Origin of the sequence: Limibacter armeniacum (assembly GCF_036880985.1) — a bacterium.
GTDB classification, from domain to species: Bacteria; Bacteroidota; Bacteroidia; order Cytophagales; family Flammeovirgaceae; genus Limibacter; species Limibacter armeniacum.
In genome coordinates this window covers 3251305-3271109 of the sequence record NZ_JBAJNO010000009.1, presented here as the reverse complement: position 1 = coordinate 3271109, position 19805 = coordinate 3251305, and the positions used below count along the sequence as shown (strand labels likewise).

Here is a 19805-nt window from a genome sequence, read left to right as displayed (position 1 = left end):
ACAAAAAAGCCAAGAACCTGAACCGTTCTTGGCTTTTACTTTTATATCAGTTAGCTACTTCCTTTAGCTTCATTATTTCCTCCTTCATCACTACTACTGTATACTCCTCTTCCCGACCATCTTCCAACTCTACTTTCAGTAAATAGTTTTTCGGAATATAAGACCATTTCCCCTCCGTTATCAAATAATGGCCATCATTTGGCGCCATTTCCCTTTTCTTGACAGTTCCATCTTTCTCGAAAGTCAGTGCACTTCTGCCTCCCCTAATCACCGGGAAGTCAAACTGCTCATTTCGCATGACCACCACACTATCATTATCTTCTTCCAAACTATGTACCCAAGTCTGATAAAAGTAATCAGGAACAACTGTTTGCTCCTGTTGGGATTTACAGCTTCCCAACATGGCAAACAATAATATCAGGAGAAAGCTTATTTTGTATTGCTTCATATAAATTCGGTTGTATTTGATAATGAGAAAATACAGCTTTTAATTTAAATGTGATCAATCAGGACACAAAACCAATAGCCATACTTATTTCCACTCCAACAACCGTTTTTCATAAAGCTCTCCTTTTTTGCTGAGTAGCAACAGCCCCAAGAAAGTCATGGCTCCATTTAGCATTAGCAACTCGTAACCGAAACGGTAACCATTGAATAACTCTTCAGAAAAGAAATTCATCAGAAAGCATAAAAGTGGTGACAATGCACAAACCACAGGTACCCATTTGTCTTTGAGTTTCTTTCGGGTAAGCAACCCAAAGGCAAAAAGGCCCAATAAAGGCCCATAAGTATAAGTAGCTACCTTCAACACCGCATCCAGAGCTGATGTATTGTTGATCAATTTAAATAATATCACTGTCAACAACAGAATCAGAGAAAACATCATGTGTACCTGAATACGTCTTGTGCGCTTTTGGGCACTTCCTGTTTTGGTTTTTCCAAAATTAAGGAAGTCAATACAAAACGAGGTAGTTAGTGAGGTCAGAGCCGAGTCTGCACTAGAATAAGCAGCAGCTATAATACCCAAAAGAAAAACAGAAGCCGCAAATACCCCCAAATAGTCTTTGGCTAACATCGGGAACAGCTCATCTCCTTTGGCGGGCAATGGAATACCCATTCTATCTGTATAAATGTACAGCATAGCCCCCAATGTCAGGAAAAGAATATTCACAGCAACCAGTATCAAGCTAAACCAAAACATGTTCTTTTGGGCATCTGGAGCTGTACGGCAAGTAAGGTTTTTCTGCATCATATCCTGATCAAGACCTGTCATCACCAAGGCTAAAAATGCTCCCGATATAAACTGGGTGAAGAAATAACTTGGCTGAGATGGATCCCAGAAAAACGTCTTAGAATATTTCCCGTTTTCCTGAATGGTTTGTAGCATTTCGCTGAAACCTAACCCTAGGTCTTTTGCAATAATATACACCGTGATTCCCGCAGCCAGCAGCATAAATGTAGTTTGAAGAACATCCGTCCAAACTACCGTTTTGATGCCACCTCTGAAGGTGTACAGCCAAATCAAAGCTATTGTAATAAATACTGTCCAAAAATAAGGCACATTCAACTCATCAAACAGAAAAGTCTGAAGTACGATTGAAACAATATAAAGCTTTGCCGCAGCTTGAATAGTACGGGATAACAAGAAGAAAAATGCCGCTGTTTTATATGACCAAAAACCGAATCGGTCTTCTAGAAAAGAGTAAATAGAAACAAGGTTCAGCTTATAATACAAGGGTAACAATACTGTTGCTATCACAGCATACCCCAATACATACCCCATTGTTGTTTGGAAATAGCTAAAGCCTGATGTCCCTACCCATCCTGGAAGGGATACAAATGTTACGCCCGATAAGGTTGCTCCAATCATTCCATAAGCCACAAGATACCAAGGAGAATTCTTGTCAGCAGTAAAAAATGTTGTCTGTGTTGCACCTCTTGCCGTTACATAGGATATCAACAACACTCCTGAAAAATAGATGCCTATCAGAAGCAAGACCAATGTTGGTGTCATATCTTAAAGAATCATCATAGAAGTGGTCAATTCGCTGTCCCACTTCATTTTTTGGGATTTCATAAAAAATTTATCCTGCAATTTAATATCTCTCTGCAAACTCTAATGTCATTCATCAAAATTTATAATTAACACCCCTCGGTCTTAGGGCGAATACCCGTTTACCTTTTGCAAACATTTGCCTTTTTCCAATCCCTATTCTTTGACAGGAATGATTTTCACCGTTCCTTTGTTATTTAATTCGCTGAACAATTCATTGACTTGGAGAGTTTAGCACCTAAACAAGGTATTAATATCTAACAAACGATTCTTTTCAAGATGCCTGATATCAAATACAACAAGGACGAACTGTATCCAAAAAACGTATCTATATACACAGAAGCAAACCCTAACCCTAACTCCATGAAGTTCATGTTGAGCTTTATGCTGATAGAAAATGGGGACAACTTTGACTTCCCTGATCTGGAAAGTGCGAAAAACTCTCCTTTGGCAACATCTTTATTTCAAGAATTCCCATTTGTTGAGCGTGTATTTTTCATGAGCAACTTCGTTACGCTTACGAAAAATGACAGCACAGAATGGATTGAAGTAATCAATGATGTCAAAGCCTTTATCAAGAATTTCTTTGAAACAGGTCAAGAGGTTTTCAATGCAAACCAACCAGAGCAACAGTTGATCATTGATACTGACTCTGAAGCTGTCAAAAAAATCAAAGGTGTATTGGATGAGTACATCAAACCAGCTGTAGAAATGGATGGCGGTGCTATTCAGTTCCACTCTTTTGACGAAGAAAGCGGTGTTGTAAAGGTTTTGCTTCAAGGTTCTTGCAGTGGCTGTCCTTCTTCCACTGTTACACTGAAAGCAGGCATTGAAAACATGCTCAAACGCATGGTCCCTTCAGTGAAGGAAGTAGTTGCTGAAGGTGTGTAAAAAGCAACACAGTAAAAGATAAAAGGCACTGTAACTTGAGGTTACAGTGCCTTTTGTTTTTAGAAGTTCATTCATAACTAAAACTTCTGTAAAATACTTTTCAGGTCATCAATAAAAGCCTGAAAACATTGTATTTCTACCGTTAGCCTTTCTTCTTCCTCTTTCTTAATAGAAATTGCTCTATACTTCTTCTTATCCTCTAAATGATGTTCATAGTAGAAGAGTTTGGTCTCGATTGCTTTTTGCGCTTCAGATTTCATTTGAGACAATGTAGTAAATAGGGCTTAACTATCAACATGTTAGACTAAATTTCTATTTATCTCAATTTATATAGGTGATTTATTTCCACCATCAAATTATTCTTACTCGAAGATTGGCTCAGTTGCATGCAGGTCTTTCAAGTCCATCACAAAATTCCCTTCCTTGTTTACCCTATAAGCACGTTTGAAACGCTTGTCCCAAACGAATTCTGATACATAATAAGAATGTCTTGAATGCAATACTTCTCCATAACTATCGTCGTAACCTTTTGTCAAGATTAACACTTCTGCCTCATTCTCAAGCATCTCTTCTTTGGTCACACCATACAATGGACTATCCGCATCAATAACATGTACAATCGTCCAGCTTAGCGGAAAGAAGTGAATCTTGTCAATCTCTAACGTTAATTCGTAATAATGTCGGTGAAACAAACCATCTTCTTCCTTTTGTTCAATCGCAAAAATGACGATCGCCTCCATCTCCATCAGGGTATTTTTTCGCTTATTCGCAATTCTGAATTGTAAACTTGGCGTGGAACTACCTCGATAAGGGGTGATCAATAAGCTTTCACTGTAAAGAATATTGGCCGATGGCTTGGAGAATCGGGCAAATAGCAAACCTGTTGCCATAGCCGAGATCATCAAGCCTGTAAGTGCTTCCAAGCTGGCAACCATACTCGTTAGCATTCCTTCTGGAGATAATGCCCCATACCCTACTGTTGTAAAAGTTTGAACACTAAAGAAAAAGGTAGTAGCAAAGTCTTTCGTACCTCCCAATGGTACTGCTCCTGAAATATGCTCAACTCCTATCAGGAAATAAACAACAGCAAATACAACATTGATTCCTAACAGTAAACCAATCAGCATTACCAAAAAATTAGTCCACGAAGTGGTCAGCAGCCAATGGTACATGGCTTTGCCTCTAGATTCAACCCCTATACGGTGTACATTAAAACTTCCATCCTTATTGATAATCCTGCGGGCTTTCTGATAATATTTTACACCTAACCCCGGGTCTTTCACTTCCTTTGCCATAGTCTGTCTGTTAGTAAAACCCAAAAAAGTAGTTATCCTATTACCTTTTCAATTGATAATCAAGACAACTGACTAATATAAAAATGTTTCTGAAAAATAGGATATAAGCCATTGCTTTGCTTACATCTATTTACATATTCATAAAAATAAAAAGCATAAAACATCCATTTTGTTTTATGCCTTTCTTCAGCGTGACTATGTCAATGCCTTATTTTCCGTTAATCCACCTTTTTGTAACCTGAGCTACTCTCTCCCCTAAAAACTCAGCAGTTTTAAGATCACTGTCCAAAGGTGCTTTATCAGGTCCTTCATCTACATTCGACTGTGTCATTAAACCTGAGTAGGCTCCTATCCTATTCAAATCATCTACACTTCCTCCTGAGGAGTTATTGCCAGGCAGTATGCCCATACTTGTCCAGATCATACTCTGCTGCATGGCAAAAAGGTAAATATCTCCCAATGTATTTAGCTTGTCCCCACTCTGTGAACCTGAATTGGTAAAACCTGCCGCAATCTTGTCTTTCCATGCCTGGCTCTGCCATTTTTTGGATGCAGCTTCCAAAAACTCCTTTAACCCTGCCGAGACACTGCCCATATAAGTAGGAGACCCAAAAATAATAGCGTCAGCTCCGTCCAGACTGTCTAACTGATCAATTGCTTCTTTGGCTGTCAGTAACGTAACATCTGCACCTCCTTTTTTAGCACCATCCGCAACTGATTTGGCAACTTTTTCGGTATGCCCATATTGGCTGTGATACACAACAAAAATTTTCATAGCTGTTTATTTTTATGCGATGAGATTAGAATAACAGGCTCTGGATAGAACCTTTAGGTTGGTGTAATGAAAATACAAAATAGTAAAGAACTTACCTTAATTCTAAAGGCTAAAAAGTGTAAAGCCCACTACTGTACCTCCATTAATCATAAGAGCAGGGATAAAAGTCGGTAATCAATTCACCTGACTAAAACTCTGGTCATCCAAGGTTAGTGAAAAGCTGAACATTCCCCGATCTTTCCACAAATACCCTTTGGTTATGTTAGCTGTCTTTGTTGGCACTTTCACAAAAAACATCCCATTGATCATAAACAGAAACTCATAACTTTTTCCCACTTCAAATTGCTCAATCGGAATCGCATATTCATAAACTCCTTCTGCCACTTCTTCCATTTCCATATTCCCCACTTTCCAATCACTTATATCTCCTACCAGACATACAGTCTTCACATAGATATTCGTCACATACACATGTGACCATTCCAATGGAATAATATCCGTGAATTTGTTCAAGTCACAGCGGAAAACCACATTTCTTCCTTCCTTATAATACCCTTGCTGAACTAGTTCTCTTTCTGATCTGAAAAGAAAGTTTTTTGAATTATAAAAACGGAAATGGTAAGGCGTGCCAATAGCATTGCTGACATAAAAAGGTGGTTCTACCCAGTTCTCTCCATTGACCCTAAACTTGAACTCTGTATTCTGTATCGCAGAAAGTGGTTTGGTAAATGTATAAGTACCATCAGGCTGACGAAACATTGGCTCGCGCTCCCATGCATTGAACTCTCCCGCAATATCTACCGTTTCAATGTTCATCGTATCCAAAAAGGCCTTGATACCATTATCCTTATCAGTAGTGGATACATAATCATCTTTATCAAAATAAAACGTGACAGTACTATCCGAAAGCTTATAACCCAACTCAGGTCGGTCTACCACATTGGGCAGCTCCAAAACCAAGACAGAGAAAGGTAGGGCATGGATGGCATTTTCAGCTATATCAGAGAAAACAACAAAAGTATTATTGATCAGAAATGTGAATTCAGCACCATACTTATTATTCAAATCCTTTTTGTGGACTTTAAGCTGATAGTAACCATCTCTGACCTTATCCATTTTCCAGCCCGGCTCAGTCCAGAAGTTGAAGTCTCCAAGCAAATGTACTGTTTCAATATCTACCTCATCCTTATCAAAAATAAACTTACCATAAACCAAGTGTTGCAAGTCCATATAGTCTCCCCAGAAATCATGAAAACAATGCTTCCCATCAAAAGTCTTATGGTAAAAATTATACTCAGTTACATCGAAATAAAAAACAACCGTATCTCCTTCCAGCCTGTAAGCAATCGTCTGGGATTTCTGGCTACCATTCTCTTTCTTCAATTCCTGAAGGACCAAATTAGGACCATCATTACAAGAGAACAATAACAGCATCATTATGAATATCATTAACCTAAACATACCTGACTGGAGTTTCAAAGTTGTAGCGCAAAACGGAGTCTGCTTAAATTTAAATTCTCTCCTTTTTCACCAAAACAAAAATAGTGAGGGTAAAATGCACCGGTACAATGGTGAACGGCAACCATAAGTCTTGCTTTTTGCTTTACACCCTGCCCTTTATGCTTCTCACCCTTTTCGCCTGTCCTTCTCAAATCTGTTTGATATCTTCAATAAAGTGAAATGCACTGAATCTGATTCCTGTTTTGTTATTCTATAAATAAGCCGTAAAGTATATGACTTTCATCCCCATAAAACAGTTCCTAAGAAAAGACATATTCTGGTACATACTGCTTTGGCTAGCTGTATATGGCTTTTACCTTTACCAGAATACCTTCTACGAGGTACATTACCTCGGTAGCTTCTTTTACTATGCAGGTACGATTCTGCTGATGATGGTAGTTTACACTATTGCGGTCTTTATCAATATTGGTTTTCTTGTTCCAAACCTACTTTATAGAAAACGCTACAAACTTTTCATTCTCTTTTTCCTGCTTTGTGCTGTCTCTTTGGGTTGGGTGGTCTCTCAGATAGAGTACCACTATATGATCAAATACTATGTATTGAAAGAATGGGAAAGGGCAATCAACTGGACATGGCTCAACAACTCTTTACTGATTATCTTCTACTCTACTTTGGTGTTTGCTATCAACAGCGTATTACGACGGATTCAGGAAGAAAAATTACGCTTAGAAATAAAAGAGAAACAACACTTTGCTGAGGTTCAGTTTTTACGAGCCCAATTCAGTCCTCACTTTCTTTTCAATACCATCAACACCATTTTTCTGCTAATTGGAAAAGACTCTCAAAGAGCCAAAGAAACGCTACTTACGCTATCTGAGATGCTCAGGTATCAACTCTATGAATGTAATGGGAAGTATATCAATATTGAACAGGAAGTGGACTATCTCAAAAACTATATAGGCATACAGCGTATGCGGAAAAGCAAGCTGATAGACATCAATGCCAATTTTGACAGTAACCTCAATAACTTTCAGGTAGCTCCATTAATGCTCCTGCCATTTGTAGAAAATGCGTTCAAATATGTCTCCCACTTTCCTAATAAGCGGAATTACGTAGATATTGACCTGAGACGGGAAAGCAATGACCTCGTTTTCCATATTTCCAATTCAAAGGAGACCAAAAACTTTGAAGCTCCTGACGTGGAAAAAAAATACAAAGGTATTGGCATCAAGAATGTCAAAAGACGCCTCGAGTTACTTTACCCTGAGCAATACCAGCTGGATGTTAAAGATGTTACAGAGTGCTATACCGTTAAACTTAAACTTTCCATACAGGAATAAATTTCTGCTACACTAGAGATACTGGTTATGAGAAAAATTCAGTGCCTGATTATTGACGATGAAGAGCTGGCTAGAGAAGGTATAGCCGAATATGTAACAGATGTTCCATTTCTGAATACAGTATGTACCTGCGAAAGTGCCATACAAGCTCAACAGGTCCTACTGGAACATAAAGTTGACCTGATCTTTCTGGATATAAATATGCCTCGTATCTCAGGGCTGGATTTTCTGAAAATGCAGGCTAACCCACCTATGGTCATCATCACTACTGCCTACCCTCAATATGCCCTGGAAGGGTACGAACTCAACGTCTTGGATTACCTTGTCAAACCCATTCCTTTCGAACGCTTTCTGAAAGCTGTCAACAAAGCCTATGAACAGTTTGAGCTTTTGCACAAAGAAGTTTCCCCACCTGTTGACAACGAAGATTACATTTTCATCAAGGAAGATTTTCAATACCGCAAGATCAAGCTTACCGATATTCAATATGTAGAAGCTCAAAACAACTACATACGCATTATCACAACTGATGGGGAACACCAAACGCTCTATACGCTCAAGGAAATTGAAAAAAGACTGCCTGAAAAAAAATTCCTCCGTGTTCAGAAATCTTTTATAGTCAACATAAAACATGTCGATGCTGTAGAGGGGAATATGCTAATGGTTGGCGATACTGCCATCACGATGAGCCGTAGTCTCAAGCAAGAAGTGATGGACAGAATATTCAAAGGAAAATATGTAGGCAAATAAATAAAAAAGCTCGGCCACTGTTTAGTCACCGAGCTGCTTCCCTTTATTATGGTTTTTATTCTCCACCAATGATGATAAGTCTACGCTTTCTTTTCTTTCTCTTATTCACACGTTTCTTGACATCTTTTTCAGTAGAGTAAGGTTTTGTCTTTTGTGTATGCTTTGCATCTCCTCTATGAATATCTCCATACTTTTGGTTCTGTCTCAAGGTGTATGGATTTCCTCTCAATGCTTTTTCACCAAACATACCATGCCTGTGTTCTTGCTGTACCTTACAGCTCTTAATAGGGCAAATAGGTAACCTTTGTAAGATGGCATATGAAAGTTTCACTTCAAACGATGGACGAATCGTACCTGACTTGTCGTAGTTTGATGTTGTATTTAGTGCTGCTGAAAGTCCTTCAATCTGGTTTCCAATGGCAAAATCCATCTTGACAAGTGGCGTCAACAAAAGTCGGTCTGTTACATACACCTGATAACCTGCTCCGAGTCCAAGCCCAAAACCATTGCTGCTTGATGTAAATGAAGTTACAGGAGGTGCTGTCGGATTGTTCGGATCATTAGCGGGTAACTCCAAGCCATTTACATTGGCTTTCATCATATAGAATGTCGGCGAAACCCTCACAAAAAAGCTTTCTTTCACCTTAGGCAACAATCTGTTTTCAAAAAACTTGAATAGGTAAACATCTCCATCCAATGAGATATTATTGAACCTGACTTTCATATCAACTGCAGATTGTCCCTCAGCACCCGATGACGATGTCTTGAATTTCGAAACTGTAAAGGAAGCACCTACCGTAATACCATCATACACCAGAAAGTCTGCAGCTGCCCCAAAACGGAAGCCATGCTCCAAGTTGGGTAAAAACAAAGCATTATCAGGTTGGTTATTAAATTCATCAATGGCCTTATTCCATTTGGATGAAAGCATATATTCATAACCAACTCCTGCTCCTGCTTTCAAAACAGCATGTTGCGCAAAAAGGCTGGTTCCTGAAAAGAGTAGAAAGAATGCAATCAGTAATATTTTCATTCAAAAAAGGTTTTCCTGCAATTTCGTACAGTTCATTGATTAACGAGTGTAACAACAATAGGACTTTTTAAAGTTTTGCAGTTACAAAAGTACAAGTATATTTTTGTTATCTGGAATGAAGCAAGTTTCTTACCAACATTACAGGGCAAAGATAGGGCTTTAACAGTTCAATAAACTACTGAATTCGACACTTAATCACTAGTTCATAAAATGAAATTAACATTCTATAAATACCAAGGCACTGGAAATGACTTTGTCATGATTGATGACCGCAACGAACAGTTTGATATCAATGACCAAAAGTTGGTAGAGTTGCTTTGTCATCGCCGATTTGGTGTAGGTGCAGATGGATTAATTTTACTCAGAAATCATACTGAGCATGATTTTGAAATGGTATATTTCAATGCTGACGGAAAAGTCGGGTCCATGTGTGGAAATGGCGGAAGATGTACAGTACACTTTGCTCACTTCTTAGGATTATTCAATAACAGCACAACTTTCTGGGCAGCGGATGGACTACATGAAGCTTTTATTGAAGACGGACTCGTACACCTCAAAATGAATGCTCCTGCTGAAATTGAGCAAGGGGATGATTATTTCTTTATGGATACTGGGTCTCCACACTATGTTCAGTTTTTACCTGAGGTAATGGAACTGGATGTCTTTAAGGAAGGTCGAAATATCCGTTACAATGACCGTTTCAAGGCTACAGGAACCAATGTCAACTTCGTAGAGCAAACAGCGCCTCAATCACTGACAGTTCGTACATACGAAAGAGGTGTAGAGGACGAAACACTCTCATGTGGTACTGGCGTTACAGCTTGTGCAATTGCGGCAAGCCTACAAGGTGCCAGCAGCCCTGTTGCTGTCAAAGTGATGGGCGGTCAGCTTCAAGTCTCTTTCGACAAAGAAGGTGAGCAATACAGTAATGTATTTTTGATCGGTCCTGCACAGATGGTATTTAAAGGAGAATGGTCTCTGTAACTGGTTATGGCACCTTCTCTAAAATTGAATATTTAGAGAAGGTGCACGAAACCTTTATCAACCATTTAGAAAAATCATGGAACTTATTAAATTGTAAAAAGCCTGAAGTGTTCAGCACCAAAAGGCTTCCTAACTACTGATGAACACCATATATCAAACACCCCAAAAACTGTTCGGAGAGAGTTAAGAGAAGTCATACAATGAAGACTACTGCCATAGCAAGACGATAGTCCGACTTTCAAAAAGCTTATCAACTGAATCCACAAAGGCTTTTTTAACTTGATATTCCTACCATCAAAGACTTGCTAAAATATGAGACAAACCAGTGCGCTGCTCTTACTGATTGGCTTGGTTGCCATGGTCGGCTGTAGATCAGCCCTACAATCAGCTGATAGACGCTTTGAACGAGGAGAATACAATACCGCAATCAACATCTATGATGACATCCTGAAAAAAGGCTCCTTGCCTGAAAGCAAGCAGAAAATTGCCTATTACAGAATGGGAGAATCCTACCGCCTTTCCAATAGGCTTGTAGAAGCTATGCCCTACTATAAGCAAGCAAAAGACCTAGGATATGTTCCCGATGGCGTGAAATACTATTACGCAATGGGTCTGAAACAGAAAGGTGAATACGACAAAGCTGTCAACCTGTTCAACGAATACATCCGTGAAGGACAGAATTTTGACCTTCAACGCCTGGCTCGAACCGAAGTCAAAGCCATAGAAGAAATCAAAAAACTCCAAGAGCCTGACCCTTTTATCTTTATCAACAACTGCGCTTCCCTTAATACTTCACAAGCAGAATACTCACCAATCTACTGGAACGACCAATTGGTTTATACCGCAGCACGAGACACTGATATCATTTATGAAGGTACTGGTGGAGGCTATACAGACCTATACCTGTACAATTACATGGAATCTCCAGACAGTTGTGCCGGTACTTCCATTTACTTGGATTCACTTGTCAACACCCCTGGCTTACATGAGGCTTCTGCCACATTCAGCAAGGATGGTAAAACCATGATATTTGCACGAAGCAGTTCTGCTAAACGGAAAGAAGAGTATAAGGAAGTAAACCTTTATGAGTCTGTTTGGAATGGAGATGCTTGGTCTGACCCTGTATTAATTCCTATCAGCTTGCCTGATCAATGGGATGCTTGTCCGGCTCTTTCGCCAAATGGTGAAACGCTTTACTTCGCTTCCAATCGTCCAGGAGGCTACGGAGGGGTCGATATTTACCGTGCAACCAAAGACTATAAAGGAGAATGGGGCAATGTCCGTAATATGGGTAGCAAGATCAATTCAAGAGGTAATGAGATGTTCCCTTACGTTAGCAAGGATGGCAAACTTTATTACTCTTCTGATGGTTTACCAGGTTTAGGAGGATTGGATTTATTTGTCGCTACCCGTAAAGATGGTAAGATCTCTGTCAAGAATATGGGGGCGCCATTCAACTCTCCTGCAGACGATTTCGGCATCAGTTTCAAGGATAAGAAAAACGGTGTATTTACATCGAATAGAGAAAGTGATATGGCCAAAGGCAATGACGACATCTATTTCTTTGAAGACCGTACTCCACTCCTCAAACCTATTAGGTACTTCCTTGCTGGTACAGCAGTAGAAAAGAAAGACACAACTGAAGTGATTTTAGCCAATGTCAGTTTACAGCTAGTAGATGAAGGTGGTAAAATTATCGATGAAGTTACTTCGGATGAAAAAGGATATTTCCGTTTTACCCCACAGCTCGTAATGGGACCTGAATATGAAATTGTATCTGACAAGGTTAACTACCTTAAGGATACTACATCCTATACCACAGCTGATAAGGAGGTAGAACAGGAAGATGTAAAAGACCGTCCTGAGAAGATTGTCGATATTGTACTTGAAACAAAGGTTGACCTAACAAAAGACTTCTATGAGGAGTTAATACGTGAAGGTGAAATCACTCTGAACAATATCTACTATGATTTTGACAAATGGGATATTCGTTCAGATGCCGCCAAGGAGCTCGACAAATTGGTACAGTTCCTTCGCCAACACCCTGAGGTGAAGATTGAACTGGGTTCACATACTGACGACAGAGGTGGTGACCGCTACAACCAGAAGCTGTCACAGAAAAGGGCCGAATCTGCTGTGGAATACCTCACTTACAGAGGAATTGATGCTAGCCGCTTGGTACCACGCGGATACGGAGAAGAACAACCAGTAATCTATAATGCCCAAACTGAAGAAGAACATCAGCTAAACAGGCGTACTACAATAGCGTTACTGGAAGGAGAAGAGATATTTGATCAATATTAAAATAAAAGACAAAAATTCAGATTGGAAGTGCTGCCGACTGAGGCATAACAAATGCCCAGTCATTGCTTGTGGTACTTCCAATTTTATTTCATTGTCATGCACGATATAGAACCTTATTATGGATGGGAAAAGTATTATGTGGCAAGCAATGATGAATACTCCCCTTTTTATGGCAGAGAATACATCATCACACATTATACTCAGGAGATTTACGGTTACTATATCCACCCGATGTGGGACAATATAGGATCCGAGACTTTGTACATTAAGATTCTCTATGTCCATTACGGTGAAGGGTTTGCCATCATCGAATTACTGGGAGAATGGAATGACACACTCTACAATGATGTAATGTACCTCAAGAGGAACGTGATTGACCTGATGATAAATAAGGGCATCAACAAGTTTATCCTGATTGGAGAAAACATACTTAACTTTCACGGTTCTGACGAGTGTTACTACGAAGAGTGGTTTGAAGATGTAGAAGACGGTTGGGTTGTGGCTATCAATTTCAGAGATTTTGTACTGGATGAAATGTCACATTACAATATTGACTGGTACATCAACTGGGGAGGCAGTCTGGACATTGCCAATTGGCGAACATTTCTTCCCGTCAAACTGTACCAAATCATTAAACAGCAGATTACGTTCAGGCTTGGGGAATAAAGTCTTCTGCTGTTAACGTGTATTTTACGTTCAATTTTATATAAAAAGTATTCAAACTGTTATAATTGCACCTCTGTTGGGAAAGCCCCCTTCAGAGTGTGCATTTTTTTTATGTTAAAACCCTGAAGACGTCCTCAATAGAAGACGTATTATAGGAAACGTTTCACAGTTATGTTTGATTTTAAAGAGATTGTATCCGTATCACTGATTCTTTTCTCAGTGATTGATATGATGGGAAATATTCCGATCATCATTAACCTTCGTGCAAAAGAAGGACATATTGAGTCAGAAAAAGCAACACTTGTAGCTGGGGTTATCATGATAGCCTTCCTATTTGTTGGTGAAAAACTGCTAGGGTTATTAGGTATTGATGTAGCCTCGTTTGCAGTAGCTGGTGCATTGGTCATCTTTTTCTTGGGACTTGAAATGATTCTAGGTATTACCATCTTCAAGGAAGATCCTAACTCAACAAGTGGATCAATTGTGCCGTTAGCCTTTCCTCTAATTGCAGGAGCTGGTTCACTGACCACAATCCTTTCACTTAAAGCTGCCTATGGTCAGTTCAATATCCTCATCGGTATTATCCTGAACCTTGTATTAGTATATGCTGTTTTGAAAGGGTCCAAATGGATACAATCAAAGCTTGGTGACAATGGTACAGGAGTTTTAAGAAAAATCTTCGGCATTATTTTGCTGGCTATTTCCATCAGGCTGTTCAAAGATAATATTATGAACCTCTGAGACATCCATACTATCAAAATATATAACACTGATGAACACTAACGAAAAAATATTGGCTGCGGGAAAAAGAGTCTTCAAAATTGAAGCGGAAGAAATCGCAGCCCTCTCAGACAAACTCACTGATGACTTTGCAGGTGCAGTCCAAGCAATTCTTGACTGTAACAACGGTAAAGTGATCGTATGTGGCATGGGTAAATCAGGACATATTGGAAAAAAAATCGCTGCTACACTGGCTAGTACAGGTACGCCAAGCTTCTTTATGCACCCTGCTGAAGCTTTCCATGGCGATTTGGGTATGATTACCAAGGATGATATTTTCATTGGCATCTCCAACTCAGGAGAAACGGAGGAGTTGATCCGCCTGATTCCTGCTGTAAAAAGAAACGGCAACAAGTTTATCTCTATCTGTGGGCGTGCTGAATCGACGCTAGTTCGTAACTCTGATTTCTTCCTTGACATTTCAGTCAGCAAAGAAGCCTGTCCATTAGAATTGGCTCCTACGTCATCTACCACTGCTACTTTGGCTATGGGAGATGCTTTGGCTGTTGCCCTGATGGAGGAGAGAAACTTCAAACCTGAAAACTTTGCCATGTTCCATCCAGGAGGCAGTTTAGGCAGAAAGTTACTGACAAGAGTCAAAGATGTAATGCGATCGGAAAGCCTTCCATTTGTGACTCCTGACACTACTTTTCAAGACCTGATTCTGAAAATGAGTGAAGGGAAACTAGGTTTGGCGATGGTTGTAGAAGATGAGCAGCTAATCGGTATCATTACTGATGGAGACCTGCGTCGTGCTTGGCAAAAATACCAACAGCTTTTTGACAAGAAAATTGAAGATATCATGACTCGCGACCCTAAAACCGTGACAGCAGACATGATGCTAGCCGAAGCCGAAAAAATGCTAATCGACAACAAGATCACTTCTCTTGTTGTGGTAGAAAATGGCAATAAGAAACCTGTTGGAGTGATGCAGCTTTACGCTATCTGATCTCCTTTTCGATTATAATACAAAAAGGCAGTTTGCACCTTTTCGGGTAAACTGCCTTTCTTTTTTTCGGTTGCCTAATAGGTTTGAAGTTATTAGGTCATAGCTTTTAGCCCCCAATTTTGGAGTAATGTACTATCCTCTAACGGATATGTTAGTCATGCATTTCTAGAGTCCTTGAATTCTCAAGTACCTTGCAGGAATGATCTGCTCAGCCCAATCCATAAGAATGGCAGTGTGTAATCGAACATTGCAACATGTTAGTAGATGGTTGTAAGTACTGTTTGTAGTTTTGAGTTTTTAGCTAAATTATTTGGTTCTTCCTTTCCACAGAGAACCGCTTGTGGTAGTAAATTCTTTTTTAATATTTAGAGCCGAGTGGCACAACCTGTGGATACAACAGTAAAATTAACCGAGTAGCACCTTTCGGTGCCGTTGAATACATATAGCCAAGTAGCACAGGTTGTGTGTAGTAAAAGTGTGTGAGTATTTTTTAGCCAAGTAGCACATTTAGTGCTTTGTCTGTGTCAGTTAGTATAGTGTGAAATGTGGTAAATGTTTATCACTTATAATACTTTGGGAAAATGGGTTATAAATCACGTCTAAACATCAATATAAACAGTCTCTATTTTACATTCGGAACTATTTGAGAAATTGCTTAAGACATGTAGCTGTTTGTATTTTTTCCTTATTTCAAAGGTAATAGGGCAACTGTGCTTTTCTCTTGTAAAAAAGCGACAAAATTGCCCGTTATCAGAGTTTTATGAGGGATTTTCAACGAATGTACATAAAGTTATCCGTCATTTTTTCAACTGTTTGTAAACTGCCATCCCTCATTCTTGCTCAATGACACCACAACCGATTCTTTTTCCTGCATTTCCTGAAGGCTGTGAGGTGAAATCGTCTTCTCCTGCATGGATGATAACCGATTTCCCTATTACGTCCTTGGACTCATTTCCACATCCCACACACCACTCATCAGTAAAAAATGTCAAAGTTACCTTTCCATCTTCACCTGTTTCCAGATTACCAATATCCCCTTTATGATATGGGCCATCGTTGCCTATTTTACCATGATCCTTATCCATCGGATTCCAATGCCCTCCAGCTGACTTGCCATCTTCAGCAGAGCAGTCTCCATTCTCATGTAAATGTATAGCATGTGTACCAGCTGGCAGTCCTTCTACCTCTACCTTCATCGTGACTTTGTCTCCTTCATACAAAAAAGTGATCTCTCCTTTTACATTGCTCCCACTTGCAGCACCGATATGGGCTACTGCCTTTTTAGGGGCTACAGCATTTCCAATAATAGGAGAGTCGCCTTCTGAATACTCTGCCACTGTTTTGTCTTTTTCTTTGTTTTCTTGGGGCGTACCGCACGACATACATCCACATATCACCAGCAGCACCATTAGATCACTATCTTTCATATATCACTGATTATGTTACAATTGACATCCCCCTCTTCATCAACTCCACATACTCTGTTAAGCGTAAAAAAGCCCAATAGGTTCAACATATAAACACCCCGAAGCCCTGTCAGTAATGGAATAGTGATAAATATTGATTCACATAAACACTCTTCGTGGTATATCAAGCAAATGTTCCTAACTTTGTCTATCTGCAACAACTCAAACACAATCACGCGTGAAGACGGAAGGCATGGACAAGTACCTGCAAGAACAGGACGGAACATTTGACGAACAAATTTCAATTTATGGCGCTAGGGAAAACAACCTCAAAAACTTTGATGTAAGCTTCCCTCGCAACAAGCTAATCGTAATTACTGGCATCAGTGGCAGTGGCAAGTCGTCATTGGCATTTGACACTATCTATGCAGAGGGTCAGCGCCGCTACATGGAGAGCTTTTCAGCATATGCCCGTTCGTTTATCGGGAATATGGAAAGGCCTGACGTGGACAAAATCGAGGGACTTAGTCCTGTTATCTCAATTGAGCAGAAAACCACTTCCCGCAACCCTCGATCTACTGTAGGGACTACTACCGAAATCTATGACTTCCTAAGACTTCTGTATGCTAGGGCTGGCGAAGCCTTCTCTTATGTTACAGGAGAAAAAATGGTTAAGCAGACCGAAGACCAGATCATTGAGCTAATCATGGACAAATATGATAGCAAGAAAATGGTCATTCTGGCGCCTGTTGTCAAAGGACGTAAAGGACATTACCGTGAACTTTTTGTCCAATTGCGCAAACAAGGTTTCGGGAAAGTGCGTGTAGATGGAGAAATAATGGACCTAGTTCCAAAAATGCAGGTAGACCGCTACAAAACCCACGATATTGAAATCGTGGTGGATAGGGTTATTGTAAAAGAAGAAGACCGCTTCCGCATTACACAGTCTATCAAGACGGCTATGCAACATGGAGAAGGCATCATGATGATTTACCTTCCGGATGAAGCTGAGGGGAAAAACGTTAAACATTTCTCCAAACACTTGATGGACCCTGTATCAGGTATATCCTATGATGAACCTGCACCAAACATGTTCTCCTTTAACTCACCTTATGGGGCCTGTCCTACCTGTAACGGTATTGGTGAAGTGGAGGAAATCACCAAGGAATCCATCATTCCTGATCCAAAGCTAAGTATCAGCCGAGGAGGAATTGCGCCTCTTGGTGAATACCGTGATATCTGGATTTTCAAAAAAATCGAGGCAATCCTCAAGAAAAGAAAACTGAGTCTTTCCACACCAATTAACAAGCTTCCAGAAGATGTATTAGATATCTTGCTCTACGGCTCTGATGAAGAAGTGGAGGTGGAATCTACAAAATACCCTGGCACCAATTGGCATACAGACTTTGAAGGGGTTATCAACTTCCTGAAACGCCACTCTGAATCAGAAAAGATGCGAGAGTGGACAGAAGAATTTTTGGTAATCAATACTTGTCCAGACTGTCATGGTGGCCGACTAAAGAAAGAGGCTTTACACTTTAAGATTGATGAAAAGAACATTGCCGAATTGGCACAAATGGACATCAATACTTTGAGTGAATGGTTTGTTGGTATTGAGTCCCGCCTATCTGAGAAGCAGAACATCATTGCCCATGAGATATTAAAGGAACTTCGTAAGCGAATCGGTTTCCTTTTAGATGTAGGGTTGGACTACCTTACTCTCAATAGACCTCTGAAGACACTTTCAGGCGGTGAAGCTCAACGTATCAGACTTGCTACACAAATTGGCACACAACTCGTTGGTGTTCTTTACATTTTAGATGAGCCTAGTATTGGCTTGCACCAGCGTGACAATATTAAACTGATTCACTCTCTGCAAAACTTGCGTGACTTGGGCAACTCTGTAATTGTTGTCGAACACGATAAGGATATGATGCTTGAATCAGACTATATCCTTGACATTGGTCCGGGAGCAGGTATTCATGGCGGTAAAGTAATTGCAGCCGGAACTCCAGCAGAATTCCTGAAACAAAAAAGCATGACCTCTGACTTCCTGCAAGGAAAGCGTCAGATTGAGATACCTGCCCAACGTAGAAATGGCAGCGGCGAAGTGCTGATAATTGAAGGTGCTTCAGGAAACAACCTGAAAAACGTCAGTGTAGAGTTTCCTCTCAGCAAGATGATCTGTGTAACAGGTGTATCAGGCAGTGGTAAATCAACCCTGATCCACGATACGCTCTACCCTATTCTTAACCAACATTTTTATAGGTCAAAGAAGGAACCGAAAGCCTACAAGCAGATTTCAGGCTTAGAACATATAGACAAAGTCATTGAGGTAGACCAATCACCAATCGGTAGAACTCCTCGTTCCAATCCTGCTACATACACAGGTATGTTTACAGATATCAGGGCAATCTTTGCTAACCTTCCCGAATCCAAGATTAGGGGTTACAAGCAGGGAGGTTCTCCTTCAATGTTAAGGGAGGTCGCTGTGAAGAATGTCAGGGAGGCGGCAAGAAACTGATTGAGATGGATTTCCTTCCTGATGTATATATTGACTGTGAAACATGTAAAGGCAAACGATACAACAGAGAAACCTTGGAAGTTCGTTTCAAAGGCAAGTCCATCTCAGATGTATTGGATATGACCGTGGAACAAGCGTTGGAATTCTTTGAGCACCAACCTAAAATTCTTCGTAAGGTAAAAGCCTTGAATGATGTAGGACTAGGTTATATCACGCTTGGACAGCATGCCACAACCCTCTCAGGAGGTGAGGCTCAAAGGGTCAAGCTAGCTACTGAACTTTCCAAACGAGACACAGGCAAAACATTCTATATTCTGGATGAACCTACTACTGGACTCCATTTTCAGGATATCCAACACTTGCTTGATGTTGTTCAGAAGTTGGTAGACAAAGGCAATACCGTATTGATTATTGAACACAACCTTGATGTGATCAAAGTGGCAGACCATATCATTGATCTTGGTCCTGAAGGTGGTAGTGAAGGTGGAACAATTGTCTGTACAGGTACTCCTGAAGAAGTTGTAAAGAATAAGAAAAGCTATACAGCCAAGTTCCTCAAAGAGGAGCTAAAGTAAGACAGGTTTAGTTCAGTAA

Annotated in this window: 16 protein-coding genes and 1 pseudogene; 9 read left to right on the top strand and 8 right to left on the bottom strand. The window is 40.0% G+C overall.

Features of this window, described 5'->3' with window-relative positions; translation table 11 throughout:
- Positions 1 to 46: 46 nt before the first annotated feature.
- Positions 47 to 448: a hypothetical protein gene (locus tag V6R21_RS31340; RefSeq protein WP_334247424.1), complete on the bottom strand. Its 402-nt coding sequence runs from the start codon at positions 446 to 448 to the stop codon at positions 47 to 49.
- A gap of 84 nt (positions 449 to 532) precedes the next feature.
- Positions 533 to 2014 (bottom strand): sodium:solute symporter, encoded by a 1482-nt coding sequence (locus tag V6R21_RS31335; RefSeq protein WP_334247423.1) that lies wholly within the window; start codon positions 2012 to 2014, stop codon positions 533 to 535.
- 318 nt (positions 2015 to 2332) lie between these two features.
- Between V6R21_RS31335 and V6R21_RS31330 the strand changes: the two genes are divergently transcribed.
- A complete protein-coding gene (locus V6R21_RS31330; RefSeq protein ID WP_334247422.1) occupies positions 2333 to 2944 on the top strand; it encodes a NifU family protein in 612 nt (203 codons plus the stop codon).
- A 77-nt stretch (positions 2945 to 3021) separates the two neighbouring features.
- On the opposite strand, the gene V6R21_RS31325 is transcribed toward V6R21_RS31330, so the two are convergent.
- From V6R21_RS31325 to V6R21_RS31310, 4 genes are all read right to left on the bottom strand, one after another.
- Positions 3022 to 3204, bottom strand: a complete 183-nt coding sequence (locus V6R21_RS31325; protein ID WP_334247421.1) for a hypothetical protein — start codon at positions 3202 to 3204, stop codon at positions 3022 to 3024.
- A 102-nt stretch (positions 3205 to 3306) separates the two neighbouring features.
- On the bottom strand, positions 3307 to 4239 hold the full coding sequence (locus V6R21_RS31320; RefSeq protein WP_334247420.1) for an ion channel: 933 nt from the start codon (positions 4237 to 4239) through the stop codon (positions 3307 to 3309).
- A gap of 208 nt (positions 4240 to 4447) precedes the next feature.
- Complete coding sequence (locus tag V6R21_RS31315; protein ID WP_334247419.1) at positions 4448 to 5014, bottom strand: flavodoxin family protein; 567 nt, start codon at positions 5012 to 5014, stop codon at positions 4448 to 4450.
- Positions 5015 to 5188: 174 nt separating this feature from the next.
- Positions 5189 to 6451 carry a hypothetical protein gene (locus V6R21_RS31310; protein ID WP_334247418.1) on the bottom strand — a complete coding sequence of 421 codons (1263 nt, stop codon included), beginning with the start codon at positions 6449 to 6451 and terminating at the stop codon, positions 5189 to 5191.
- A 296-nt stretch (positions 6452 to 6747) separates the two neighbouring features.
- Between V6R21_RS31310 and V6R21_RS31305 the strand changes: the two genes are divergently transcribed.
- Together V6R21_RS31305 and V6R21_RS31300 are read left to right on the top strand one after the other, a co-directional pair.
- Positions 6748 to 7815: a sensor histidine kinase gene (locus V6R21_RS31305; RefSeq protein WP_334247417.1), complete on the top strand. Its 1068-nt coding sequence runs from the start codon at positions 6748 to 6750 to the stop codon at positions 7813 to 7815.
- A 27-nt stretch (positions 7816 to 7842) separates the two neighbouring features.
- Entirely contained in the window at positions 7843 to 8565 is a 723-nt protein-coding gene (locus V6R21_RS31300; RefSeq protein ID WP_334247416.1) for a LytR/AlgR family response regulator transcription factor, read from the top strand.
- A gap of 55 nt (positions 8566 to 8620) precedes the next feature.
- Here V6R21_RS31300 and V6R21_RS31295 read toward each other — a convergent pair whose 3' ends face one another.
- The gene (locus tag V6R21_RS31295) at positions 8621 to 9598 is read right to left on the bottom strand and encodes a hypothetical protein (protein ID WP_334247415.1); all 978 of its coding nucleotides are present in this window, start codon (positions 9596 to 9598) and stop codon (positions 8621 to 8623) included.
- A 210-nt stretch (positions 9599 to 9808) separates the two neighbouring features.
- On the opposite strand from V6R21_RS31295, the gene dapF reads away from it, so the two are divergent.
- The 5 genes from dapF to V6R21_RS31270 all read left to right on the top strand — a co-directional run bounded on the left by dapF (position 9809) and on the right by V6R21_RS31270 (position 15281).
- Entirely contained in the window at positions 9809 to 10582 is a 774-nt protein-coding gene (dapF, locus tag V6R21_RS31290; protein ID WP_334247414.1) for a diaminopimelate epimerase, read from the top strand.
- Positions 10583 to 10894: 312 nt separating this feature from the next.
- Positions 10895 to 12886, top strand: coding sequence for an OmpA family protein (locus V6R21_RS31285; protein ID WP_334247413.1), 1992 nt, complete (start codon positions 10895 to 10897; stop codon positions 12884 to 12886).
- Positions 12887 to 12982: 96 nt separating this feature from the next.
- Positions 12983 to 13552: a hypothetical protein gene (locus tag V6R21_RS31280; RefSeq protein ID WP_334247412.1), complete on the top strand. Its 570-nt coding sequence runs from the start codon at positions 12983 to 12985 to the stop codon at positions 13550 to 13552.
- A 171-nt stretch (positions 13553 to 13723) separates the two neighbouring features.
- Positions 13724 to 14293 (top strand): MarC family protein, encoded by a 570-nt coding sequence (locus V6R21_RS31275; protein WP_334247411.1) that lies wholly within the window; start codon positions 13724 to 13726, stop codon positions 14291 to 14293.
- A 31-nt stretch (positions 14294 to 14324) separates the two neighbouring features.
- Complete coding sequence (locus V6R21_RS31270; RefSeq protein WP_334247410.1) at positions 14325 to 15281, top strand: KpsF/GutQ family sugar-phosphate isomerase; 957 nt, start codon at positions 14325 to 14327, stop codon at positions 15279 to 15281.
- An 830-nt stretch (positions 15282 to 16111) separates the two neighbouring features.
- Here V6R21_RS31270 and V6R21_RS31265 read toward each other — a convergent pair.
- Positions 16112 to 16708 carry a superoxide dismutase family protein gene (locus V6R21_RS31265; protein ID WP_334247409.1) on the bottom strand — a complete coding sequence of 199 codons (597 nt, stop codon included), beginning with the start codon at positions 16706 to 16708 and terminating at the stop codon, positions 16112 to 16114.
- 232 nt (positions 16709 to 16940) lie between these two features.
- Here V6R21_RS31265 and uvrA point away from each other — a divergent pair.
- Positions 16941 to 19786, top strand: a pseudogene (uvrA, locus tag V6R21_RS31260) (excinuclease ABC subunit UvrA).
- Positions 19787 to 19805: the final 19 nt, after the last annotated feature.